The following is a 23,771-nucleotide window of genomic DNA, read 5'->3' on the forward strand; positions in this document are numbered from 1 at the left end:
TCTCCTTTAACCCAGATCGCCGAAACGTACCTGCAAAGCGGTAATTGCGGTGAGCGCTGTAGTTTCTGTACGCAGAACGCGTGGCCCCAGCAGGATATCAGTAAATCCGTAGCCTGTGGTCATCGCAATTTCGTCGGCGGATAACCCGCCTTCCGGCCCAATCAGCAAGCGGACATGGTCCACCGGCAGCGGCAGGGTATTGATGCTGTGGTTGGCGCGCGGGTGCAGGTTAAGCTTCAGACTGCCGTCCTGCTCGGCGCACCAGGCTTCCAGCTGCATGGCCTCGCGAATTTCCGGGATGCGGTTGCGGCCGCATTGTTCGCAGGCGGCGACGGCGATTTTTTGCCATTGCTGAATTTTTTTCGCCAAACGCTCGCCATCCAGCTTGACGCCGCAGCGTTCGGAAAATAGCGGGGTGATGACGTTAACGCCCAGTTCGATGGATTTCTGAATGGTGAACTCCATCTTCTCCCCGCGGGAAATCACCTGGCCCAGGTGCAGATTGAGCGGCGACTCGCGGTCTTCCAACTGGCCGGCGCTGAGTTGCACCTGCACGCTTTTCTTATCAACCCGAACGATCTCGGCGTTAAACACCCGGTTGCTGCCGTCGAACAGTTGCAACGCTTGGCCGGCGCTCATGCGCAGCACGCGCCCGACGTGGTTGGCGGCGTCTTCGCTCAACGCGATTTCCGCATTGTCGATCAAGGGCTGCGGGTGATAAATGCGGGGTATACGCATGTGAATATTCGATCCTGACTAATGTGCAGTCATCAGTGCTGCAGCTTTAAAAAAAAGAGTATATACCCAAAGTAATTGAAGCTGCAGCAAGGCGGCAAGTGAGTGCATCCCGATGAGCTTACTTAAGTAAGTGATTCGGGAGACAAATCTGCCGGGAGCAGATTTGAACGCTGCTTGCAGCGGCCCCTTAAGGGGCGTGGCCCACGGATGGGCCACGTAACCGTAAGCAGCCAACACCGCTGCAGTTTTAAGTACGAAGGGGATTTAGCCTTTTCGTTGCTGGCAAGCCTGTTGAATATAGGCGTTATGGTTGCCCTGAACCTTGGCGATGCGTGCTTCGCGCAGGCATTCCCATTGGTTGACCGGATATTGGCGGTTCCACACCTCGAACAACTGGGTTTGCTGGCGTGAAAGCCGCAGTTGGTAACGGTCGCGCATATAGAAATAGGTGCGTGCGATAGCGCCACGGGCGCGGGCCGGCGGCTCAGCCTGCTTATTTTTGAAATCCACTTTCATCGGGCATTGGCCGTACTGGCCTTCGCCGCCTTTCCACTGGCTGTACATAAAGTTATTGCGATCGCCGTTCACTTCCCCGATAGCCGGTTGCAGGTTGTGCAGATCGGTTTCGATTTGGCGGTAGGTCGCGTCTTTATTGCAGTTTTTGCGGCCGCCCTGCTGCCAGCATTGCAATTGGTGGCCGAACTGCCAGGCCGGCACCACGTGTTCCCATTCAATGCGCTGCGCGCGCTGGGCGTTTTTACGCGCCTGATAGCCGCAGCTGTTGAGATCGGGAATACCTTTTTTACCCTGCCAGTCGATCCGGCATCCGCAATAAAAAGAGCCGGGCGCATCCCGATTGATTTTGGCCGCCGCTGTCTTGGCCTGAGAAAAATTATTGATGCCGTGGGCGTGCGCGGCACCTGCAATGAAAACCACCATAAACAGAATTTTGCGAAGCATATTCCAAAACAGCTCGAAATTGGAAAAGCAGGCAGGGTAACGGAAGTTTAGGGTAGTGGCAAATGGCGATATTTACTTGTTTTAACGTATAAATCGTTTAGTTAAGAGGTTTCGTTAGCGATAAATCTCAGTCTTTCGCCGCACTGGCGGCAGCGGTATTCGCTTTCACCGCGCAGCACCCGATTATGACGGCGCACGGTGAGCTGGTGCTGCTGACAACCGCACAGGTAGGGGAAGGTTTTGCTTTGCACCGAGGCGATTTCAAACTGGTGGGTACGGCTGGCGGGCACCCGCAAGACGTTTTCCATCATGTGGCGCCATTCGCGGCCATGCGGCGGTACGCGGCCAAACTGGCGGAACACCAGCAGGTGCGCCAGCTCATGCGGCACCACTTCATCGATAAACGGCTGCTGATTTTCCATTAACAGCACTGGATTCAGCCTGATTTCCCAGGCTTGCAGCCAGGCAGTGCCCGCAGTGGTACCGCGCTGCTGGTAAACGACTTTGGGTTCAGGAAAATCGACGGAAAAATGCTGGCGGGCCAGCTGAAGCTTTTCCCGCAGACAGCGCATTACCGCCTGTTGCAGCGCAATGGGGATTCTTACTTTGTTCATTGCCGCTAGCTTAAGCAAAGGCGCACCGGCTGGCAACAAGGCGGAAAACTAATTCTTCGTTCACTCCCGGCAGGTTTTTCACCGCATTGATAACCCGATCGTCTCCGATGGATTGTAATCAATGTGTTAACTGCGGGATAATAAAGCGTGCATGCTGAGTCTGTACCCGCAGCGCTCACCGTATGAGGTTGGAAAAAACCCCCTGAAGTAATACCTTGCTGATATAGAGGTTATTATGCGATTCAGCGCAATAACCGACTGATTAAAAATACGTAAGGTGTGGGAGGTTTTTTGCCGCAGCCTGCCCCGGGCATGCTGAGTAAGTGTGAATTTAACGCAGCTGATGTTGCAAGTGAGAGATCAATGTCGAATAAACCGTTCCATTATCAAGATCCGTTCCCGCTGAAGAAAGACGATACCGAATACTATCTGCTGAGCCGCGATCACGTTTCTGTGAGTGAGTTTGAAGGCCAGGAAATCCTGAAAGTTGCCCCTGAAGCGTTAACCCTGCTCGCACAGCATGCCTTCCATGACGCTTCGTTCATGCTGCGCCCGGCGCACCAACAGCAGGTTGCCGATATCCTTGACGATCCGGACGCCAGTGAAAACGATAAGTACGTTGCGCTGCAATTTCTGCGTAACTCAGAAATCGCCGCCAAGGGTATTTTGCCAACCTGCCAGGATACCGGCACCGCGATCATCATGGGGAAAAAGGGCCAGCGCGTCTGGACCGGCGGTGGCGATGAAGAAGCGCTGTCGCGCGGGGTGTACAACACCTTTATCGAAGACAACCTGCGCTATTCGCAAAACGCCGCGCTGGACATGTACAAAGAGGTCAACACCGGCAGCAACCTGCCGGCGCAGATCGATCTCTACAGCGTGGACGGTGAAGAATACAAGTTCCTGTGCGTCGCCAAAGGCGGCGGTTCGGCCAACAAAACCTATCTGTATCAAGAAACCAAGGCGCTGCTGTCGCCGGGCAAGCTGAAAGATTACCTGGTCGATAAAATGCGCACGCTGGGCACCGCGGCCTGCCCGCCTTACCACGTGGCATTTGTCATTGGCGGCACCTCGGCTGAAGCCACGTTGAAAACCGTCAAGCTGGCATCGACCAAGTACTACGACGGTCTGCCGACCGAAGGCAACGAACACGGCCAGGCGTTCCGTGATGTGGCGCTGGAAGAAGAGCTGCTGAAAGAAGCGCAAAATCTGGGGCTGGGCGCGCAATTTGGCGGTAAATACTTTGCGCACGATATCCGCGTGGTGCGTTTGCCGCGCCATGGCGCATCCTGCCCGGTTGGTATGGGCGTTTCCTGTTCCGCTGACCGCAACATCAAGGGCAAAATCAACCGCGACGGCATCTGGCTCGAGAAGCTGGAGCACAATCCGGGCAAATTTATCCCGCAGGAGCTGCGCCAGGCCGGAGAGGGCGAGGCGATCAAGGTCGACCTCAACCGCCCTATGGCCGATATCCTCAAACAGCTGTCGCAGTACCCGGTATCGACCCGCCTGTCGCTGAGCGGCACTATCATCGTTGGTCGCGACATCGCGCACGCCAAGCTGAAAGAGCGGTTGGATCGCGGCGAAGGTTTGCCGCAATACGTTAAGGATCACCCGATTTACTACGCCGGTCCGGCCAAAACGCCGGACGGTTACGCCTCGGGTTCGTTGGGGCCGACCACCGCCGGGCGCATGGATTCTTACGTTGATTTGCTGCAATCCCACGGCGGCAGCATGATCATGCTGGCGAAGGGTAACCGTAGCCAGCAGGTGACGGATGCCTGTAACAAACACGGCGGTTTCTATCTTGGCAGCATCGGCGGCCCGGCAGCGGTACTGGCGCAGCAAAGCATCAAGAGCCTGACCTGCGTGGAATACCCGGAACTGGGGATGGAAGCGATCTGGAAAATCGAAGTAGAAGATTTCCCGGCGTTTATTTTGGTGGATGACAAAGGCAATGACTTCTTCCAGAAGATCCAGGCCGGCCAGTGTTCGCGCTGCGTGAAATAACCCTTCAAAACGGTTGCCGCCTGATAGAGGCGGCAACTTTCAGACTGAATCCCACCCTGTGTAAAGTCCTGTAGCCCGCTGGACGCCTTGTTTTAACCTGTATACCCTACGCGCAAAGCAGTAAAACGTGCACAAAGGCATATTTGTAACAGAAGGTTCGGTAAAAATGAGAACGCAGGAAAATCACATCAGGGATCTGCTGGTCTGGATTGAAGACAATCTGACTAATCCGCTGTCATTGGATATCGTGTCCGCCAAATCAGGCTACTCGAAATGGTATCTGCAGCGGCTTTTCAAGAAGCAGACCGGCCTGTCGCTGGCGTCGTATATTCGCGCACGACGTTTGTATCTGGCCGCTTTCGCTTTGCGTTTCACGCGAAAGAGCATTCTTGATATTTCCGTAGAATATCAATTTGATAACCAACAAACCTTTTCCCGCTGTTTCAAAAAACACTTCGCCGAATCCCCCAGCGTCTACCGCCATGCCCGTAAGCAGGACTTCAGCCACCTGGTGCGTTCGCTGTCCGCCGGTCAGCCTGGCGATATTAAGGTCGATCGCGTCACCGTCTATAAAGGTCAGTATCTCCTCAGAGGGAAAAGTTACGCCTATCACCTGGACATTGAGCATCTGGATAAGTCGCATCTGCATCTGCGCAGCGGAATCAAAGAGAATTTCTATAAGCTGCTTGGTGGCCGCCCTTCGTTGATCTATGCGCTAACCCATTTCAGGCCGGATGGGGAACGGGTCAGGGTGGACTATTCGCTCGGCGTAGAGGCGGGCAGTTCTGTCAATGCCGATCCCGAACTGGAGCCGCTGCCGGACATCCACGGCGATTTTTGCCGCTTTTGTTATTCCGGCAAGCCGGTGGCACTGAACGACCACGTGGTACAGATATACACTCAGATATTGCCGGAGCTCGGCCTGGCCCGCCAGGAAGGGCCTGACCTGACGATGTTCAGCTATTCGCTCAATGAGCGGGAGGAGCTGCATCTGGAGCTTCAGCACCTGGTACCCGTAATCCCTCTGGGCTGATAGGCCCCGCCGTGCGATTTTTCTGTTGCACGATATCGGCCATTACCGCCAGGGCGATTTCCGCCGGCGTTTTACTGCCGAGCGGTAGCCCGATTGGCGCATGAATGCGTTCCAGCTCTTGTGGGCTGAATTCGGCAATCTGCTGCAGGCGCTGGCGGCGGCGTGCGCTGTTGCGCAGCGAGCCCATGGCGCCGATGTAAAATGCCGGCGTGTGTATGGCCTCCATCAGCGTCAGATCGTCCATTCGCGGGTCGTGAGTCAGCGCCACAATGGCGGTATTGGCGTGGCATCCGCCGTCCTCAATAAACTTGGCCGGGAACTGGCGCAGCAGCGTCACGCCGGGCCTGAGCTGGGACGCGAAATTATCCAGCGCCTCCGGGCGGTTTTCACACACCAGCACGTCGAACCCCAACGAACTGGCGAAATCGGCGCAATACAACGCCACGCTCGACAACCCGGCAATCAGCAAGCGCGGTGCAGCGGCGATATTCAACGTGATGTGTTGCCCATTGCGCTCCACCTGGGTAGCGCTGGCGAAGTCGGACAGTTCCAGGCTGTGGCAGGCATCGGGTAAGACCAGACGTTTGACCAACGCGTGGTGTCCGTCCAGCGCGCCGGCGATTTTTGTCAGATAGCCTATGCTGCCCTCACCCGCGGGCAGGCATTCAATCAGCACGTCCAGCACGCCGCCGCAGGGCAAGGCCACGTTCGGTTCCAGGCCGCCTTCACCGTAACGGATCACCTGGCTGGCCGCCTGATATTCCCCGGCCGCCACGCGCCGCAGAAAATCCTCTTCCACGCAGCCGCCGGACAGCGAACCGCAGTAATCCCCGCTCTGGGTCGCCGCCAACAGCGCCCCGGGCGATCGCGGCGAGGAGCCGTAAGTATTCAGTACGGTACACAGCCACACCGGCTGCTGTTTCAGCCAGCTTATCGCCTGGCTGATCACGGTGATATCAAGATGCTGCATAGATGAGTTTACTCGCTGGCCGGTAGCTGTGACGGAAGATCAATATCCTGCACGACGCTTGCCCGATCAAGAGGCAGCAGATAAACCGCTTCCCCTTGCAGCAGCTCGCGCGCGCCATTATCCCCGCGCAACAGGCAAAGCCTCTTGCGCAATGGAGCGGAAAAGCCGACCGGGTGGCCCGGCCGTTGGCCGAAGCAGGGGCGAGCTATCGCATGCTGCTGCAGCGCATCGGCGACCAGACGGAAGATGTCGGGTGTGACGAACGGCATATCCGCCAGATGGATCAACCAGCCCTGCCAGTGCGGCGTAGCGCCAACGCCGGCGGCAATGGAATCCCCGAGACCTGCGCTGGCGAGCAGCGTGACCGGCACCCGATACGCGGCGCAAACCTGCTGTACCCACCGGTTATCCGGCCGGGTGACGACCCACACCGGCAAACCGGAGGCCAGCGCCTGACGCAAGGTATGTTCAAACAACGGGCGCCGGCAGCCCGTCTCATCCGCAAACTCAGCGTTTAATTTGTTGCCTTCGCCACCGGCCCGCGAGAAACGTTCTCCATGCCCGGCGGCGGCGATCACTATGCCTGTCGTCATCTGCTCAGCCCGAATTTGCGCAACTATTGATTACCTTACCGCCAATGCGTGTTTTTGATATGTGTTTTTGTTGAAAACAGGATGTTAATCATCACATAATTTTGGTTATAAGCATATGCTTATGACGTCTACGGCAAGGTCGTCAGCGTTTGCGCAACAACACCGCGAACACAAAACAACAATAAAGATGTGAAGGACTTTTTATGAGCAATTTTAACCCGTCACGGCGTCGCTTTATCAAAAGCGCCGTGATCGCGGGGGTATCCGTCTACCTCGCGCCCCTCTACAGCCGAGCCTACGCCGCGCTGTTTGAACAAAAGATTCTTCAGTCGCCTAACTGGGACGCCCATGAGAAACGCGTGCGTTTCCGCATCGACGGCCGTGCCAAGGTGATGGGACAGAAGGTGTTCGCCCGCGATATCCGCGCGGTCGATATGCCGCACTGGCCACAAAAGCAGGCGCACGCCTTTATTCTGCGCGTGACCAAGGCCGACAGGCTGTTTGCGGGCCTCGATCTCTCGTTGCTGGGCGATGACCTGCAGCCGGATCGTCTGGTGACGGCGGAAGATTTGGCGCGTGACGGCCTGGCTTTCCCGGCGTTTTATGGCGACGACATGCTGCTGCCCGTAGGCAAGACGCCGGCCTACCTGGGGCAAGCGGTGGCGATCCTGATTTATCACGATTTTGCCCGCTTCCGCTTTGCCAAGGACAAGCTGAAGTTCCGTGAAGATACCCTTAAATACGGTGCCGAGACCGGCCCGCTGGAGCGCGATCCCTGGGGCACCTTCCGCTATGTGCGGGTGGGCGGCGACCAGCCGTTCGATGACGATCGTTTCTCCAGCCTGAAAGACACGCCGATTTTCCCGGTATCGATGAAAAAACACCTGCCGGTCTGGCCGGAAGGTCGCGAAGGCGGCAAGCTGGATCAAGAAGGCATGCATTATGCCGGGGTGATCGCGGCAGAGCTGCAAACGCCGCCGGATGATTGGCTGGTGCTGCCGCGGCGCTACACCACGCAGTCTGTCGACACTTCGGCTCTGGAGCCGGACAACGCCAACGGCTGGTTCGATGAAGCGACGCAAACCCTGCATCTGGTCGTGCCGACCCAGTCACCGCAAGAAGTGGCCGACGAAATGCCGCGTATGCTGGCCAAACGCAATCCTGCGGTGAAACAGCTGATTTTGCACCCTTGCTACACCGTCGGTTACGGTTCGAAAGACCATTATAACTTCCCCTATTACGGCGCAGTGGCGGCGCTGTATGGCGACGGGCGCCCGGTACGGCTGGCCAATGATCGCTTCGAGCAGTTCCAGACGGCGCTGAAGCGCCACGCCTTCGACATGAATTACCGCATTGCGGTCAACCGCCAAACCGGCGTACTGCAATCGTTCCACGGTGAGATGACGGCAGACGGTGGTGGCCGCAGCAACTTTACGCCGTCGGTGGTGATGGTGGCGGCGACGGCGGCACAGTCGATTTACTACTTCCCGAAAAGCGATTTGTCGGCGGTGGGGCTGGCTTCGCGTGCCATCGACGCCGGTTCGGCACGCGGCTACGGCACGCTGCAAAGCATGGCCGCCACTGAGATGATGGTGGATGAACTGGCGGCAGAGTTGAAGATCGACCCTATCGAGTTCCGTTTGCGCAACGTACTGAAGTCCGGTATGAAAAATACCCAGGGCGCTATTCCTGCCGGCGCTATTCGTGCTGATGAAGTGCTGGAGAAGGCGGCGAAGCACGAGATGTGGCTGCAACGTGCCCAGCGTAAGGCGGAGTTCGAGAGCAAGAACCCGGGCAAACGCTACGGCGTTGGCTTTGGCTGCGTGCAAAAAGACTTCGGTACCGGTGCGGAAACCTCCTTTGCTCGCGTCGAAGTGAGCGAAGAGGGGCGCATTACCTTGCACCACAGCGGCGCAGAGATGGGCACCGGCATGTCGACCTCGCAATCGGTGCTGTGCGCGCAGTGGCTTGGCAAGCCGGCGGATGAGGCGCACTTCTCGGTAACCGACTGGTCAGTGCTGCCGATGGTCACCAGCGGCGATCCTTACATCATGTCGCAGGCCGAGCAGGATCAGTTGCAAACCGACCCCGCCTGGACGCCAAGCTACTGTTCGCCGTCCAGCGCCAGCAACTCGGCGTATTACTTTTCCCACAGCACGCGCGAAGCGGCCCGGCTGATCTTCAACCACGGTCTGTGGCCGGCGGCGATGGCGCTGTGGCAGGCGGGTATCGGCGGTGGTCAGGCGGCGCCGCTGGTGGTGCGCAGAGAGGACGCGCGCTGGGTAGAAGGCGGGCTGACTGCCGCCGGCATGGAGGTGTTGAGCCTGGAGATGTTGGCGAAAAAAGCCTACCAGATGGGCGGTATCACTGGTGCAGCGGTGCACGTGTTTAATCGCTGGCAGTGGGCGGAGGCGGATTTCACGCTGAGCGGTAATGGTGAGCGCCTGCCGATCGACGGGTTGGCGGTGCGCAATGCCAACGGCGAGTTTAAAACGCTGCCTCGCACCCAGGCATATTATCCGCCGACCCAGCGCAATAACGCGGCGGTGACCTATTACAGCGCCGTCGGCACGTTGGCGGAAGTGGCGGTGGATATCGCCACCGGCCAGGTGGAACTGCTTAACCATCATTCGATCATGGAGTGCGGCAACCTGATTGTGCCGGAACTGGTTTCCGGTCAGCTCCAGGGTGGGCTGGCGATGGGCATCGGCCATGCGTTGCACGAATATTTACCCTTGTACGAAGACGGGCCGGGTAACGGCACCTGGAACTTTAACCGTTACCACCTGCCGCGCGCCAGCGATGTGGCGGTCTGGAAGCAGACCGGCGATATCCTGCCCGCACTGTCGGAAACCGATCCGCCAAAAGGCATGGCCGAAGTGGTGATGATCCCGGTGGTCGCCGCGTTGGTTAATGCCATCGCCCATGCCACAGGCCACCGTTTCCGTGATTTGCCCGTTCGTGCAGAAAATATTCGTGAGGTATTACAATGAGCATTAAAACCCAGCCGATCTCCCTGACCGTCAACGATAAACAGTATGGCCCGATCGAGGTGCCGGAAGGGCTGATGATGATCGACTTCCTGCATGAATATCTCGATCTGACCGGTTCGCGCCTGGGCTGCGGGCAGGGCATTTGTCACGCCTGCGTGGCGATTGTCGATCACCCGAGCGGCACCAGTGAGGAAGTGCGCACCTGCATCACCGGCGCGCATTTTTTCAGCGGCAAGAAAGTGCGTACCGTCGAAGGGCACGCCAGGGTGGATGAACACGGCGAGGTGGTCGAGCTTTCGCCGATCCAGCAGGCCTTTCTCGAACATTACAGCTTCCAGTGCGGCTACTGCACGCCGGGCTTCGTCAACGCCGCCACCCTTTTTGTGGAAAAGCTCAAGCGTGAACCCATTGCGCGCGATCGGCTGGAAAGCGCCATCGAGCAGGCGCTGGACAACCATATCTGCCGCTGTACCGGCTATGTGCGCTACTACGAAGCGGTGCGCGACGTGGTGCTGAAGACGCCGGGTCTGGTGAAGGAGACGGCGCGATGAAAAAACGTCTCGCACTGTTGATTCTGCTGGTGGCGATTATCGTTATCGCCCTGCTGTGGTGGCGGGAAAACCGCCGCTACGACGGTCCGGTGCAGCAGGTGACCGCCAGCGCCGAACAAATCGTCCGGGGGCGCTACCTGGCCCAGGCCGCCGACTGCGCAGCTTGCCATACCGCCAGCGGCGGCGCGCCTTTGGCGGGCGGCTATCCGTTGGATACGCCGTTCGGCACTATTTATGGCAGCAACCTGACGCCGTCGGCCGACCACGGCATTGGCCGCTGGACCAAAGATGATTTCTTCCTGGCCTTGACTCAGGGCGTGGCACCGGGCGGGCGCCATCTGTACCCGGCGATGCCTTATACTTCGTATAAAGGGATTTCGCGCCAGGATGCCGATGATATTTACGCCTATTTGATGACGCGCCCGGCGGTGGATGTCGCCATCCCGGAAAACGCCATGCCGTTCCCGTTTAACCAACGTATGGCGCTGATTGGCTGGAACCTGTTGTTCCGCAATCAGGATCCTTTGCCGGCCAGTTCGCAGGGGACTTCGGCACAGTGGCAACGTGGCCGCTATCTGGCGGATACGCTGGGCCATTGCGGGGAGTGCCATACGCCACGCGGCATGCTGGGCCAGATGGATCTCGGGAAACCGATGCAGGGTGGCGAACTGGGGCGTTTTATGGCGCCGGACATTACCCCGCAGGGGTTGGCGCAACGCGGTTGGACGCCGGACGACCTGAACCGCTTCCTGGCAACCGGCATTGCGCCGCAGGGCAGCGCTTTCAGCGAAATGCATATGGTGGTGGATCTCAGCACCCGCCATTTGACGCCGGAAGACCATCAGGCGTTGGCTACTTATCTGATGGGTGAGCAACCGCCGACCGCGGTGCCGGTAAAAGTGGGGCAGGGCAGCGATGCCGGGCGCATCAGCTATCTGGATCAGTGTTCCGGTTGTCATGCGCGTGAAGGCGAGGGTAAACCGCATGTGGCGGTCGCGATGCGCGATAACGCGACGCTGCGCCAGCCGGACGCTAAAAACCTGATTGTCTCGGTGCTGGACGGTTTGCCGGCGCAGCAGTTCCCCAACGGCGAAAGCATGCAGAGCATGCCGGCCTTTGGTGCGCGGCTGGATGATGCGCAGGTGGCCGAATTGGTGAACTATCTGCGGGTCACCTGGGGCGGGTTGCCGGGCGACATCACTGCCGAGCAGGTGAAGAAGCTGCGAAATCAGCCTTGATCAAGAAGGGGCTCAGCGTGCTGAGCCCCTTTATTCTACTCGCGATTATCCGCCGGTGGTTCACCCAATACCGGCATGCCTTCTTCATCCCAGACTATCGGTTTAATCCGCGTATGTCGATTGGGGTCATAGAGCGGATCGCCCTCGATTTCCGTGTAATTGCGCGCATGGTAAACCAACAGATCCCGGCCCTGCTCGTCGAGGGTAAAGCTGTTGTGTCCGGGGCCGAATTGGCGGTTTTTGGCGCTGGTGCGGAATATCGGCTGGCTGGCTTTGTGCCATTGGGTTGCGTCGGTGATGTCACTGTCGATATCGGCCCAGAGCAGCCCGATGCAGTAATTTTCATCGGTGGCGCTGGCGGAGTAGCTGATAAATATCCGTTGGCCATGAGTAATCACGGCAGGTCCTTCATTCACCTCGAAACCCACGATTTCCCAAGGGAGTTCCGGCTTGCTGAGCAGCACCGGTTTGCCCTTTAGCGTCCACGGATTTTCCATCTCCGCCAGGTAAAGATTGGAGTTGCCGCTGATGGCCGGATCCTTTTGCGCCCATAAATAATAGTGTTTGCCGCGGTGCTCAAAATGGGTAGCGTCGAGAGAGAAACTGTCGATATGGCTGTATACCCTGCCTTTTTCTGTCCACTCCCCGGTTAACGGATTATCCGCGCTGCATTCCAGCGCAAACATACGGTGCTGGAACAGGCCATCTGCAATGTCGGGGCTGTGGGCGGCGGCAAAATACAAATACCACTTGCCGTCGATAAAGTGCAGCTCCGGCGCCCAGATCAGCGCGCTCATTGGCCCTTGCTGCGGCTTTCTCCATACTACCTTTGCCGTAGCCTGCGGCAGTTCGTCGAGGCTGCGCGCCCGGCGAAGCTCCAGGCGATCGTATTCCGGCACCGAGGCGGTGAAATAGTAATAGCCATCGCTGTGGCGCAACACAAAGGGATCGGCCCGCTGTTCGATAAAGGGATTAGGGTAGTCTCGCATTACGGGCTCCTTACGGGTGTTTGGTTTCTAGCTGCTGCTCACGGTAATCGGCCAGTTCCTGGTAATTGACCCGGCGCTTTTCCAGATCGATCTGAATCTGCTGCATCAGTTGGCGATCGACCTTCAGCAGGCGCACTACGCCGGCGGTGATCAGATAACCAATGCCCGGGATCACGGTGAACAACAATACGATACTATTCAGTGCACTGGCGCTTTGGCTGGCCGCATCGGCCTGATAGCCGGAATACGACATCAGGAAGCCGACCATGGCGCCGGCTACCGCCAGCCCGACTTTCAGGAAGAACAGATTGCCGGAGAAGCTGATGCCGGTGATGCGTTTGCCGGTTTTCCACTCGCCATAGTCGTCCACATCAGCCATTAACGACCAGTGCAGCGGTGAAGGGATTTGGTGCAAGATATTCAGCAGGAAGTAGGCGACCACGATTAATGAGGTCAACTGAGGGTTGAGGAAGTAAAAACCGCAGGAAAACGCCGCCAGCACGATATTGGTCCAAAAGAACACTTTCAGTTTGCAGAAGCGGTCGGTCAGCGGTTTCGCCAATGCGCTGCCGATCATCATGCCGACTACGCCCAGCGCGATAAACAGGCTGGCGAATGAGGTTGACTGCTGCATGACGTAGGTCACGTAATACATGGTGGCCGCCATGCGGATAAAACCGGGGCAAACGTTGCAGAAGGTCAGCAGCAGAATGCGCACCCATTGGTCATTTTTCCACACGTCTTTCAGATCGGATTTGAGCGCGTCGTGGGTCGGCACCGCCGGGCGTATGCGTTCTTTGACCGTGGCAAAGCAGAACAGAAACATGAACAGGGCGATCAGCGCCAGTACGCCCATCGCCATCTGATAGCCGCGCGCCTTGTCGGCGCCGCCAAACCAGTCGGCCATCGGCAGCAGGGTTAGCGAGAGGATGAGCGTCGCAATGCCGACCAGAATAAAACGGTATGACTGGCAGGATACCCGCTCTTGCGGATCGGCGGTGATTACGCCGCCTAATGAACAGTAGGGAATGTTAATGGCGGTGTAGGTCAGCGACATCAGGAAGTAAGTGGCGAAGGCATAGACGACCTTGCTGTTGTAGCTCCATTCCGGCGTGGTAAACATCAACACGCTGAATAATACATAGGGCAGGGATACCCACAGCAACCAGGGACGAAAGCGCCCCCAGCGGCTTTGGGTACGATCGGCGATGGCACCCATAATCGGATCGGTTACCGCATCCAGCACCCGAACCGAGAGCAGCAGAATGCCGACCAGCGCCGGAGTCAATCCGAAGATGTCGGTATAGAAATAGTTGAGAAACAACATAATCGCTCCGCCAATCATGTTGCAGCCGGCATCTCCCATGCCATAGCCAATCTTTTCTTTTATCGATAGGGCATTGCTCTTCATGGACATTTTCTCCGTGGCGGCAGGATCTGACTGAGTGGCAACGATTATTGTCCCGGCAGGGGGCGAGCTATCAGAAACTATTGGTTGTAGAGATGGACAAACCGAGCGTGGCGAAGAAACTGTGAGCCAGTTGGCAAAATGGGAGGGCAATAAAATGGCCCGCATTTGCGGGCCAGGTTGATTTTACGGCGGTTTATCAACGGCCGACGGTACTCGCCGTGCGCTGGCTGCGCTGTTTGATGACGTAGCCGATGGCCAGAACCGCCACCCATACCGGGATCAGCAGCACCGAGATTTGAATACCCGGCGTCAGATACATGATCACCAGAATACCGGCCATAAACGCCAGGCACAGGTAGTTGCTGAACGGATACCAGAATGCCTTGAACTTCGGCTCTACGCCTTCACGGTTCTTGGCCGCGCGGAACTTCAGGTGCGCCAGGCTGATCATCGCCCAGTTGATCACCAGCGCCGATACCACCAGCGCCATCAGCAGCTCGAAGGCGCGCCCCGGGATCAGGTAGTTGATCAGTACGCAGAAGGCGGTGGCAATGGCGGACACGCCGATGGCGATCACCGGCACGCCGCGGCCGTCGACTTTCAGCAGGCTTTTCGGGCCGTTGCCCTGTTGCGCCAGGCCGTACAGCATGCGGCTGTTGCAGTATACGCAGCTGTTATAGACCGACAGCGCTGCGGTCAGCACCACAATGTTCAGCACCGTTGCCACCACATCGCTGTTCAGCGCGTGGAAGATCAGTACGAACGGGCTGCCGCCTTCAACCACTTTGCCCCACGGGTACAGCGACAGCAGAATGGTCAGTGAGCCGATATAGAAAATCAGAATACGGTAGATCACCTGGTTGGTGGCTTTAGGGATGCTTTTTTGCGGGTTATCGGCTTCGGCGGCGGTGATGCCCACCAGCTCCAGACCGCCGAACGAGAACATGATCACCGCCATCGCCATCACCAGCCCCATGATACCGTTCGGGAAGAACCCGCCCTGTGCCCACAGATTGGTTACGGTGGCTTCCGGACCGCCCATGCCGCTGAACAGCAGGTAGGCGCCGAACACGATCATGCCGATAATCGCCACGACTTTGATAATGGCGAACCAGAACTCCATCTCGCCATACACCTTCACATTGGCCAGGTTGATGGCGTTAATTGCCAGGAAGAATACCGCGGCGGATACCCAGGTCGGGATTTCCGGCCACCAGTACTGAACATAGATGCCGACCGCGGTCAGTTCCGCCATCGCCACCAGCACGTACAGCACCCAGTAGTTCCAGCCGGAAGCGAAGCCGGCGAAGTTGCCCCAGTATTTATAGGCGAAGTGGCTGAAGGAACCGGCAACCGGCTCTTCCACCACCATTTCACCCAGTTGGCGCATAATCAGAAACGCGATGAAGCCGCCAATGGCATAGCCGAGAATGACCGACGGACCGGCCATTTTTATTGTTTGAGCGATACCGAGAAACAGCCCGGTACCAATTGCGCCACCTAGGGCTATAAGCTGAATATGGCGGTTTTTCAGGCCGCGCTTCAGCTGGTCGCCTTGCTGTTGACCATCCATCAATGAAACCCTCTGTCGTTGCAAAATACTCACATGCTGTAAAGCAGTGGTTACGATGTGTGTTTTGTTTTATTTACGGCGTTATAGCTGTTAATTCCACGGAGCCGCTACCGTTTGGCAAAGAATAATGTTATGCGCGCCAGTTTGCACCTGCTTTATTCTGTGAGTGATTAAGATTTCAGCAGTTTAGGAAACAAAATGCGGGTTGTGTGACGACAGGGGGGATTCAATGCACGAAACAAGCAGCAAATCACATAATGCGCAGAAATAACTTAGATATGAATCCTTGGTGGTAGTGAAATAGTAATCAGTTTTATGCCGGATATACGCCGCAAATAGCTATTCGTTAAAGCTTAATAAACATGCAATAAAATTCTGCTTTTGATGCTTCAGTCTTCCTGACGAGGCGCAGCCTTTAAAACGTTAAATCAGAAACCTACCTCGTAAATGGTATTACCAACGGTGAGTTACCGGTTTGCAGCAGGCCGGATAGCGAAGTGTTAACCGGATATCGAGGTGTTAAAATGTGCGGGGAATCATGATTTCGAACGAGGCTCATATGGACAGGAGGTGAATACTTTGTTACTTTACGGTCACGTTTTTGAAATTGGTATTACCAATTGACTCCGCGCCATTCGCAGAGAAGAATTCACCCATGGCCTACAGCAAAATCCGCCAACCCAAGTTGTCAGACGTTATCGAGCAGCAGCTCGAACACCTGATCCTCGAGGGAACGTTGCGTCCAGGCGAAAAGTTGCCACCGGAGCGCGAACTGGCGAAACAATTTGATGTTTCCCGTCCTTCTCTGAGAGAGGCCATCCAGCGCCTGGAAGCTAAAGGGCTGCTCCTGCGCCGTCAGGGCGGCGGCACCTTTGTACAAACTAATCTGTGGCAGAGCTTCAGCGATCCGCTGGCTGAACTGCTGGCCGACCATCCTGAATCACAATTCGATCTGTTGGAAACTCGTCATGCCCTCGAAGGCATCGCTGCCTATTATGCGGCGTTGCGCGGGACCGACGAAGATCTGGCACGCATCCGCGATTGCCATATCGTGATTCAGCAGGCTCAGGACAGCGGCGATCTTGATGCCGAAGCCGACGCGGTCATGCAATACCAAATCGCCGTGACCGAAGCTGCCCACAACGTTGTGTTACTGCACCTGTTACGCTGTATGGGGCCGATGCTGGAACAGAACGTGCGTCAGAACTTTGAATTGCTCTACTCGCGCCGTGAGATGTTGGCAAAAGTGAGCAGCCACCGCGCCGGGATTTTTGAGGCGATTGTGGCACGCGAGCCGGAAAGGGCCCGCGAAGCTTCGCACCGCCATTTGGCGTTTATCGAGGAAATATTGCTGGATCTCAGTCGGGAACATACCCGGCGCGAGAGATCGCTGCGGCGTCTCCAGCAACGCAAGGATTAAGAACGGTTCTCTTCAGGGTACACCAGCCTGCGGGGTTTACGTTCGGAATGCTTATTTAAGCATTTAAGCGGCAACTAAACTGATGGGCCTGTCTTCGTGTGTTTTGCTTCAGAACACAGGAAGACAGGCTCCAAACAAACCATTAGACAGATAAGGAATACCACCATGTCAGAACGTTTAAACAATGACGTGGATCCGATCGAAACCCGCGACTGGCTGCAGGCGATCGAATCGGTCATCCGTGAAGAGGGTGTTGAGCGAGCTCAGTTTCTGATTGATCAGGTATTGGGTGAAGCCCGTAAAGGCGGTGTTAGCGTTGCAGCCGGTGCTGCCGCCAACAACTACGTCAACACCATCGCGGTGGAAGACGAACCTGCTTACCCAGGCAACCTGGATCTGGAACGTCGTATCCGTTCAGCAATCCGCTGGAACGCGGTAATGACCGTTCTGCGTGCTTCCAAGAAAGATCTGGACCTGGGCGGCCACATGGCTTCCTTCCAGTCTTCCGCGACCTTCTATGAAGTCTGCTTCAACCACTTCTTCCGTGCGCGCAACGAGCAAGACGGCGGCGATCTGGTTTACTTCCAGGGCCACATCTCTCCGGGCGTTTACGCACGAGCCTTCCTTGAAGGCCGCCTGACCGAAGACCAAATGAACAACTTCCGTCAGGAAGTTCACGGCAAAGGCCTGTCTTCTTACCCGCATCCGAAACTGATGCCGGAATTCTGGCAGTTCCCGACCGTTTCCATGGGCCTGGGCCCAATCAGCGCCATCTATCAAGCGAAGTTCCTGAAATATCTGGAGCACCGTGGCCTGAAGAACACCTCTGCTCAAACCGTTTACGCCTTCCTGGGCGACGGCGAGATGGACGAACCTGAATCCAAGGGCGCGATCACCATCGCTACCCGCGAGAAACTGGACAACCTGGTCTTCGTCATCAACTGTAACCTGCAGCGTCTGGACGGCCCGGTCACCGGCAACGGCAAGATCATCAACGAGCTGGAAGGCATCTTCGCCGGTGCAGGCTGGCAGGTTCTGAAAGTGATTTGGGGCGGACGCTGGGATGAACTGCTGCGTAAAGACACCAGCGGCAAACTGATCCAGCTGATGAACGAAACCCTGGACGGCGACTACCAGACCTTCAAATCCAAAGACGGCGCTTACGTGCGCGAGCACTTCTTCGGCCGCTTCCCGGAAACCGCCGCTCTGGTCAAAGACATGACCGACGACGAAATCTGGGCGCTGAACCGTGGTGGTCACGATCCGAAGAAAGTCTTCGCTGCACTGAAAAAAGCGCAGGACACCCAAGGCAAACCAACCGTTATCCTGGCCCATACCATCAAAGGTTACGGCATGGGTGAAACCGCGGAAGGTAAAAACATTGCTCACCAGGTGAAGAAAATGAACATGGAAGGGGTTCACCACTTCCGCGATCGTTTCAACGTGCCGGTTGCCGATGCTGACATCGAAAAACTGCCGTACATCACCTTCGAGAAAGAGTCTGAAGAGTACAAATACCTGCACGAACGCCGTCAGGCGCTGAAAGGTTATGTGCCGACTCGTCTGCCGGCCTTCACCCAGAAGCTGGAAATGCCGGCTCTGGAAGACTTCAGCTCACTGCTGGAAGAGCAGAACAAAGAAATCTCCACCACTATCGCTTTCGTACGTGCCCTGAACGTGATGCTGAAGAACAAGTCGATCAAAGATCGCCTGGTTCCAATCATCGCCGACGAAGCCCGTACCTTCGGTATGGAAGGTCTGTTCCGTCAGATCGGTATCTACAGCCCGAACGGCCAGCAGTACACTCCGCAGGACCGTGAGCAGGTTGCTTACTACAAAGAAGACGAGAAAGGCCAGATTCTGCAGGAAGGCATCAACGAACTGGGCGCAGCTTCTTCATGGCTGGCCGCAGCGACCTCCTACAGCACCAACGATCTGCCGATGATTCCGTTCTACATCTACTATTCGATGTTCGGTTTCCAGCGTATCGGTGACCTGTGCTGGGCAGCGGGCGACCAACAGGCGCGCGGCTTCCTGATCGGCGGGACTTCAGGCCGTACTACCCTGAACGGCGAAGGTCTGCAGCACGAAGACGGCCACAGCCACATTCAGTCTCTGACTATCCCTAACTGTATCTCTTACGATCCGGCTTACGCATACGAAGTGGCTGTAATCATGCATGACGGCCTGGTCCGCATGTACGGCGACGCGCAGGAAAACGTCTACTACTACATCACCACGCTGAACGAAAACTACCACATGCCGGCCATGCCGCAGGGTGCAGAAGAAGGTATCCGTAAAGGTATCTACAAGCTGGACACTCTGGAAGGCAGCAAAGGTAAAGTGCAGTTGCTGGGTTCAGGTTCCATCCTGCGTCACGTGCGCGAAGCTGCGCAGATCCTGGCGAAAGACTACGGCGTGGGTTCTGACATCTACAGCGTGACGTCCTTCACCGAACTGGCGCGCGATGGCCAGGACTGTGAGCGTTGGAACATGCTGCACCCAACCGAAACCCCACGCGTGCCTTACATCGCTCAGGTGATGAACGATGCGCCTGCGGTGGCGTCTACCGACTACATGAAGCTGTTCGCAGAACAGGTTCGTACTTACGTTCCAGCCAGCGATTATCGCGTTCTGGGTACTGACGGCTTCGGTCGTTCAGACAGTCGCGAAAACCTGCGCCACCACTTTGAAGTCGATGCTTCTTACGTTGTGGTTGCTGCTCTGGGTGAACTGGCTAAACGCGGTGAAATCGAAGCTTCTGTGGTAGCTGATGCGATTAAGAAATTCGACATCAACCCAGAAAAAGTCAACCCGCGTCTGGCATAAGAGGTACAGAAGAATGTCTATCGAAATCAAGGTGCCGGACATCGGTGCAGACGAAGTGGAAATCACCGAAATTCTGGTGAAAGTGGGCGATAAAGTCGAAGCTGAACAATCGCTGATCACCGTTGAAGGTGACAAAGCTTCCATGGAAGTCCCGTCCCCGCAAGCGGGCGTGGTGAAAGAGATCAAGGTTTCCGTCGGTGATAAAACCGAAACCGGCAAACTGCTGATGATCTTTGAAGCGGAAGGTGCGGCGGCTGCCGCACCAGCCGCCAAAGCGGAAGAAAAACCGGCCGCGGCGCCTGCTGCAGCACCGGCTGCCGCTGCTGCCAAAGACGTTGCGGTACCGGACATCGGTGCCGACGAAGTTGAAGTGACCGAGATCCTGGTGAAAGTGGGCGACAAGGTGGAAGCCGAGCAGTCCCTGATCACCGTGGAAGGCGACAAGGCTTCAATGGAAGTCCCTGCACCCTTCGCGGGCACCGTGAAAGAGATCAAAATCGGCGCCGGCGACAAAGTGAAAACCGGTTCCCTGATCATGGTCTTCGAAGTGGCGGGCGCAGCTTCTGCTGCCGCTCCGGCTGCGGTTGAAGCCCCTGCGGCTCCGGCTGCACCGGCTGCTGCCGCTGCCAAAGACGTTGCCGTGCCGGACATCGGCGGCGACGAAGTAGAAGTGACCGAAGTGATGGTGAAAGTGGGTGACAAAGTTGCCGCTGAGCAGTCGCTGATCACCGTTGAAGGTGACAAGGCTTCTATGGAAGTGCCGGCCCCGTTCGCAGGTACCGTGAAAGAAATCAAAATCAGCGCCGGCGACAAAGTGAAAACCGGTTCCCTGATCATGGTGTTCGAAGTTGAAGGTGCCGCACCTGCCGCCGCTCCGGCCCAGAAAGCAGAAGCTGCACCGGCTCCGGCCAAGCAGGAAGCCGCTGCGGCCGCTCCGGCTGCCAAAGCGGAAAGCAAAGGCGAGTTCGCAGAGAACGACGCTTATGTGCATGCAACCCCGGTTATCCGTCGTCTGGCGCGTGAATTCGGCGTAAACCTGGCGAAAGTGAAAGGCACCGGTCGTAAAGGCCGCATCCTGCGCGAAGACGTCCAGACTTACGTGAAAGACGCGGTCAAACGTGCGGAAGCGGCCCCGGCTGCTGCTGCCGGTGGCGGTCTGCCAGGCATGCTGCCATGGCCGAAAGTGGACTTCAGCAAGTTCGGTGAGATCGAAGAAGTCGAACTGGGCCGCATCCAGAAGATTTCGGGTGCCAACCTGAGCCGCAACTGGGTGATGATCCCGCACGTGACTCACTTCGACAAAACCGATATCACCGATCTGGAAGCGTTCCGCAAGCAACAGAACGATGAAGCGGCCAAACGTAAGCTGGACGTGAAGTTCACCCCTGTGGTGTTCATCATGAAAGCCGTCGCCGCCGCTCTGGAGCAGATGCCGCGCTTCAACAGCTCGCTGTCCGAAGATGGCCAGAAGCTGACGCTGAAAAAATACATCAACGTCGGTGTGGCGGTCGATACGCCAAATGGCCTGGTGGTTCCGGTGTTCAAGGATGTGAACAAGAAAAGCATCACCGAACTGTCCCGCGAACTGATGGCCATCTCCAAAAAAGCGCGTGACGGCAAGCTGACCGCAGGCGAAATGCAGGGTGGGTGTTTCACCATCTCCAGCCTGGGCGGTATCGGGACGACTCACTTCGCGCCTATCGTCAACGCACCGGAAGTGGCTATCCTGGGCGTCTCCAAGTCCGCTATGGAGCCAGTCTGGAACGGTAAAGAGTTCGTGCCGCGCCTGATGATGCCAATGTCGCTCTCCTTCGACCACCGTGTTATTGATGGTGCAGATGGTGCGCGTTTCATCACCATCATCAACAATATGCTGTCTGACATCCGCCGTCTGGTGATGTAATAGAAAAGGGGCGCAGTTATGCTGCGCCCCTATCGCTTCAGTAGCAGTTTTGTTGGGTTTTGCATGACTCGACAAAATTGTTGAGACACGGGTCACTTCGAACGCGCTTTGCAGATTATTAACAATTCTGTAAACTGCTCGCGGTGTAAGCGTCCCGGTGGATGAAGGGCGTTATGAGATCGATTAGCAATAAAAATGACGTCTGACCCGCCGGACAATCAATTAAGAGGTCATGATGAGTACTGAAATTAAAACTCAGGTCGTGGTACTTGGGGCGGGCCCGGCAGGTTACTCTGCTGCCTTTCGTTGCGCTGACTTAGGTCTTGAAACCGTTCTGGTTGAACGTTATTCCACGCTGGGCGGGGTTTGCCTGAACGTGGGATGTATCCCTTCCAAAGCACTGCTGCACGTTGCCAAAGTGATCGAAGAAGCCAAAGCGCTGGCCGAGCACGGCATCGTTTTCGGTGAGCCGAAAACCGACATCGACAAAGTGCGCGTCTGGAAAGAAAAAGTCATCAATCAGCTGACCGGCGGTCTGGCTGGCATGGCTAAAGGCCGTAAAGTTAAAGTCGTTAACGGTCTGGGCAAGTTCACCGGCGCTAACACCCTGGTCGTTGAAGGCGAAAATGGTCCTACTACCATCAACTTCGACAACGCCATCATCGCCGCAGGCTCCCGTCCGATCCAACTGCCATTCATTCCTCATGAAGACCCGCGCGTGTGGGACTCTACCGACGCGCTGGAACTGAAAACCGTCCCTGAGCGTCTGCTGGTGATGGGCGGCGGTATCATCGGCCTGGAAATGGGTACCGTATACCATGCGTTGGGTTCACAGATCGACGTGGTCGAGATGTTTGACCAGGTGATCCCGGCTGCCGACAAAGACGTGGTGAAAGTCTTCACCAAACGCATCAGCAAGCAGTTCAACCTGATGCTGGAAACCAAAGTGACTGCGGTAGAAGCCAAAGAAGACGGCATCTACGTCACTATGGAAGGCAAAAAAGCGCCTGCAGAACCACAGCGTTACGACGCGGTGCTGGTAGCTATCGGCCGTGTGCCGAACGGCAAACTGCTGGAAGCGGGCAAAGCCGGTGTGGAAGTTGACGAGCGTGGCTTTATCCGCGTCGACAAACAGCTGCGCACCAACGTGCCGCACATCTTCGCTATCGGCGACATCGTCGGTCAACCGATGCTGGCGCACAAAGGCGTGCATGAAGGCCACGTTGCCGCTGAAGTTATCGCCGGCATGAAGCACTACTTCGACCCGAAAGTGATCCCATCAATCGCTTACACCGAGCCGGAAGTTGCATGGGTGGGTCTGACCGAGAAAGAAGCGAAAGAGAAAGGCATCAGCTACGAAACGTCCACCTTCCCGTGGGCAGCTTCCGGCCGTGCTATCGCTTCCGATTGCGCAGACGGCATGACCAAACTGATCTTCGACAAAGAAACTCACCGTATCATCGGTGGCGCGATTGTCGGCACCAACGGCGGCGAGCTGCTGGGCGAGATCGGTCTGGCTATCGAGATGGGTTGTGATGCGGAAGACATCGCGCTGACCATCCATGCTCACCCAACCCTGCACGAATCCGTAGGCTTGGCGGCAGAGATCTTCGAAGGCAGCATCACCGATCTGCCAAACCCGAAAGCCAAGAAGAAGTAATTCTGCTGGTTTGACCGGTTAACGAACGGCTCCTGAAAAGGGGCCGTTTTTTTATGGGTGGGGGCAGTAAAAGTCCATTGCCTGTTTGCAAATTTCGATCTTCGCACTCAATAACCATTGCAAATGCAAGGGTATCGTGTTGTGCTCTCAAAGCTGGATTTCCGTTTCCCGCAGCCGGGCCCGCGAAGCCGGCTAGCCTGGGTTACAGCCGATTACTCTGTACTCAACGATTCAGCAAAGATTTAATGTTGCTTTTATGTGAACGAATTAACAACCGTTTCAAATC

17 protein-coding genes are annotated in these 23,771 nt (G+C 56.6%); 9 read left to right on the forward strand and 8 right to left on the reverse strand.

The window, feature by feature from the left end:
* Positions 1-6: 6 nt before the first annotated feature.
* The 3 genes from rsmE to V2S86_RS19950 form a co-directional block, all read right to left on the reverse strand.
* Complete coding sequence (gene rsmE / locus V2S86_RS19940; RefSeq protein WP_330763827.1) at positions 7-738, reverse strand: 16S rRNA (uracil(1498)-N(3))-methyltransferase; 732 nt, start codon at positions 736-738, stop codon at positions 7-9.
* 264 nt (positions 739-1,002) lie between these two features.
* Positions 1,003-1,698 carry a deoxyribonuclease I gene (gene endA / locus V2S86_RS19945; protein ID WP_330763828.1) on the reverse strand — a complete coding sequence of 232 codons (696 nt, stop codon included), beginning with the start codon at positions 1,696-1,698 and terminating at the stop codon, positions 1,003-1,005.
* 101 nt (positions 1,699-1,799) lie between these two features.
* Positions 1,800-2,312: a SprT family zinc-dependent metalloprotease gene (locus tag V2S86_RS19950; RefSeq protein ID WP_330763829.1), complete on the reverse strand. Its 513-nt coding sequence runs from the start codon at positions 2,310-2,312 to the stop codon at positions 1,800-1,802.
* A 363-nt stretch (positions 2,313-2,675) separates the two neighbouring features.
* On the opposite strand from V2S86_RS19950, the gene fumA reads away from it, so the two are divergent.
* A complete protein-coding gene (gene fumA / locus V2S86_RS19955; protein WP_126485170.1) occupies positions 2,676-4,322 on the forward strand; it encodes a class I fumarate hydratase FumA in 1,647 nt (548 codons plus the stop codon).
* Positions 4,323-4,488: 166 nt separating this feature from the next.
* Positions 4,489-5,355: a helix-turn-helix domain-containing protein gene (locus V2S86_RS19960; protein ID WP_330763830.1), complete on the forward strand. Its 867-nt coding sequence runs from the start codon at positions 4,489-4,491 to the stop codon at positions 5,353-5,355.
* Here V2S86_RS19960 and V2S86_RS19965 read toward each other — a convergent pair.
* Together V2S86_RS19965 and V2S86_RS19970 are read right to left on the reverse strand one after the other, a co-directional pair.
* Positions 5,291-6,325 carry an XdhC family protein gene (locus V2S86_RS19965; protein ID WP_330763831.1) on the reverse strand — a complete coding sequence of 345 codons (1,035 nt, stop codon included), beginning with the start codon at positions 6,323-6,325 and terminating at the stop codon, positions 5,291-5,293. The genes V2S86_RS19960 and V2S86_RS19965 overlap by 65 nt on opposite strands.
* Positions 6,326-6,333: 8 nt before the next feature.
* On the reverse strand, positions 6,334-6,918 hold the full coding sequence (locus V2S86_RS19970) for a nucleotidyltransferase family protein (RefSeq protein ID WP_330763832.1): 585 nt from the start codon (positions 6,916-6,918) through the stop codon (positions 6,334-6,336).
* A 203-nt stretch (positions 6,919-7,121) separates the two neighbouring features.
* Between V2S86_RS19970 and V2S86_RS19975 the strand changes: the two genes are divergently transcribed.
* From V2S86_RS19975 to V2S86_RS19985, 3 genes are read left to right on the forward strand one after another with little or no spacing between them, the layout of a single operon-like run.
* Positions 7,122-9,911 carry a xanthine dehydrogenase family protein molybdopterin-binding subunit gene (locus V2S86_RS19975; RefSeq protein WP_330763833.1) on the forward strand — a complete coding sequence of 930 codons (2,790 nt, stop codon included), beginning with the start codon at positions 7,122-7,124 and terminating at the stop codon, positions 9,909-9,911.
* Positions 9,908-10,462 (forward strand): (2Fe-2S)-binding protein, encoded by a 555-nt coding sequence (locus tag V2S86_RS19980; protein ID WP_330763834.1) that lies wholly within the window; start codon positions 9,908-9,910, stop codon positions 10,460-10,462. The genes V2S86_RS19975 and V2S86_RS19980 overlap by 4 nt, the downstream gene beginning before the upstream one ends.
* Positions 10,459-11,700: a cytochrome c gene (locus tag V2S86_RS19985; protein ID WP_330763835.1), complete on the forward strand. Its 1,242-nt coding sequence runs from the start codon at positions 10,459-10,461 to the stop codon at positions 11,698-11,700. Before V2S86_RS19980 ends, V2S86_RS19985 begins: the two co-directional genes overlap by 4 nt.
* A gap of 35 nt (positions 11,701-11,735) precedes the next feature.
* Here V2S86_RS19985 and V2S86_RS19990 read toward each other — a convergent pair whose 3' ends face one another.
* From V2S86_RS19990 to V2S86_RS20000, 3 genes are all read right to left on the reverse strand, one after another.
* Positions 11,736-12,689: a glycoside hydrolase family 43 protein gene (locus tag V2S86_RS19990; RefSeq protein WP_330763836.1), complete on the reverse strand. Its 954-nt coding sequence runs from the start codon at positions 12,687-12,689 to the stop codon at positions 11,736-11,738.
* A 10-nt stretch (positions 12,690-12,699) separates the two neighbouring features.
* Positions 12,700-14,100, reverse strand: a complete 1,401-nt coding sequence (locus V2S86_RS19995) for an MFS transporter (RefSeq protein WP_330763837.1) — start codon at positions 14,098-14,100, stop codon at positions 12,700-12,702.
* Positions 14,101-14,296: 196 nt separating this feature from the next.
* Positions 14,297-15,673, reverse strand: coding sequence for an amino acid permease (locus V2S86_RS20000; RefSeq protein WP_330763838.1), 1,377 nt, complete (start codon positions 15,671-15,673; stop codon positions 14,297-14,299).
* A gap of 655 nt (positions 15,674-16,328) precedes the next feature.
* Between V2S86_RS20000 and pdhR the strand changes: the two genes are divergently transcribed.
* The 4 genes from pdhR (at position 16,329) to lpdA (ending at position 23,485) form a co-directional block, all read left to right on the forward strand.
* A complete protein-coding gene (gene pdhR, locus V2S86_RS20005) occupies positions 16,329-17,093 on the forward strand; it encodes a pyruvate dehydrogenase complex transcriptional repressor PdhR (protein ID WP_004947949.1) in 765 nt (254 codons plus the stop codon).
* A gap of 165 nt (positions 17,094-17,258) precedes the next feature.
* Positions 17,259-19,922, forward strand: a complete 2,664-nt coding sequence (aceE, locus tag V2S86_RS20010; protein WP_065506505.1) for a pyruvate dehydrogenase (acetyl-transferring), homodimeric type — start codon at positions 17,259-17,261, stop codon at positions 19,920-19,922.
* A 13-nt stretch (positions 19,923-19,935) separates the two neighbouring features.
* Entirely contained in the window at positions 19,936-21,825 is a 1,890-nt protein-coding gene (gene aceF, locus V2S86_RS20015) for a pyruvate dehydrogenase complex dihydrolipoyllysine-residue acetyltransferase (protein WP_330763839.1), read from the forward strand.
* A gap of 235 nt (positions 21,826-22,060) precedes the next feature.
* Positions 22,061-23,485, forward strand: coding sequence for a dihydrolipoyl dehydrogenase (gene lpdA, locus V2S86_RS20020; protein ID WP_004947933.1), 1,425 nt, complete (start codon positions 22,061-22,063; stop codon positions 23,483-23,485).
* Positions 23,486-23,771: the final 286 nt, after the last annotated feature.

This window comes from Serratia sp. C2(1), assembly GCF_036352655.1.
Classification (GTDB): Bacteria; Pseudomonadota; Gammaproteobacteria; order Enterobacterales; family Enterobacteriaceae; genus Serratia; species Serratia inhibens.

Excerpts from the sequence above, each read along its gene's own strand:
- rsmE (WP_330763827.1), bottom strand. The coding sequence starts at position 738 with ATGCGTATACCCCGCATTTATCACCCGCAGCCCTTGATCGACAATGCG.
- endA (WP_330763828.1), bottom strand. The coding sequence starts at position 1,698 with ATGCTTCGCAAAATTCTGTTTATGGTGGTTTTCATTGCAGGTGCCGCG.
- V2S86_RS19950 (WP_330763829.1), bottom strand. The coding sequence starts at position 2,312 with ATGAACAAAGTAAGAATCCCCATTGCGCTGCAACAGGCGGTAATGCGC.
- fumA (WP_126485170.1), top strand. The coding sequence starts at position 2,676 with ATGTCGAATAAACCGTTCCATTATCAAGATCCGTTCCCGCTGAAGAAA.
- V2S86_RS19960 (WP_330763830.1), top strand. The coding sequence starts at position 4,489 with ATGAGAACGCAGGAAAATCACATCAGGGATCTGCTGGTCTGGATTGAA.
- V2S86_RS19965 (WP_330763831.1), bottom strand. The coding sequence starts at position 6,325 with ATGCAGCATCTTGATATCACCGTGATCAGCCAGGCGATAAGCTGGCTG.
- V2S86_RS19970 (WP_330763832.1), bottom strand. The coding sequence starts at position 6,918 with ATGACGACAGGCATAGTGATCGCCGCCGCCGGGCATGGAGAACGTTTC.
- V2S86_RS19975 (WP_330763833.1), top strand. The coding sequence starts at position 7,122 with ATGAGCAATTTTAACCCGTCACGGCGTCGCTTTATCAAAAGCGCCGTG.
- V2S86_RS19980 (WP_330763834.1), top strand. The coding sequence starts at position 9,908 with ATGAGCATTAAAACCCAGCCGATCTCCCTGACCGTCAACGATAAACAG.
- V2S86_RS19985 (WP_330763835.1), top strand. The coding sequence starts at position 10,459 with ATGAAAAAACGTCTCGCACTGTTGATTCTGCTGGTGGCGATTATCGTT.
- V2S86_RS19990 (WP_330763836.1), bottom strand. The coding sequence starts at position 12,689 with ATGCGAGACTACCCTAATCCCTTTATCGAACAGCGGGCCGATCCCTTT.
- V2S86_RS19995 (WP_330763837.1), bottom strand. The coding sequence starts at position 14,100 with ATGAAGAGCAATGCCCTATCGATAAAAGAAAAGATTGGCTATGGCATG.
- V2S86_RS20000 (WP_330763838.1), bottom strand. The coding sequence starts at position 15,673 with ATGGATGGTCAACAGCAAGGCGACCAGCTGAAGCGCGGCCTGAAAAAC.
- pdhR (WP_004947949.1), top strand. The coding sequence starts at position 16,329 with ATGGCCTACAGCAAAATCCGCCAACCCAAGTTGTCAGACGTTATCGAG.
- aceE (WP_065506505.1), top strand. The coding sequence starts at position 17,259 with ATGTCAGAACGTTTAAACAATGACGTGGATCCGATCGAAACCCGCGAC.
- aceF (WP_330763839.1), top strand. The coding sequence starts at position 19,936 with ATGTCTATCGAAATCAAGGTGCCGGACATCGGTGCAGACGAAGTGGAA.
- lpdA (WP_004947933.1), top strand. The coding sequence starts at position 22,061 with ATGAGTACTGAAATTAAAACTCAGGTCGTGGTACTTGGGGCGGGCCCG.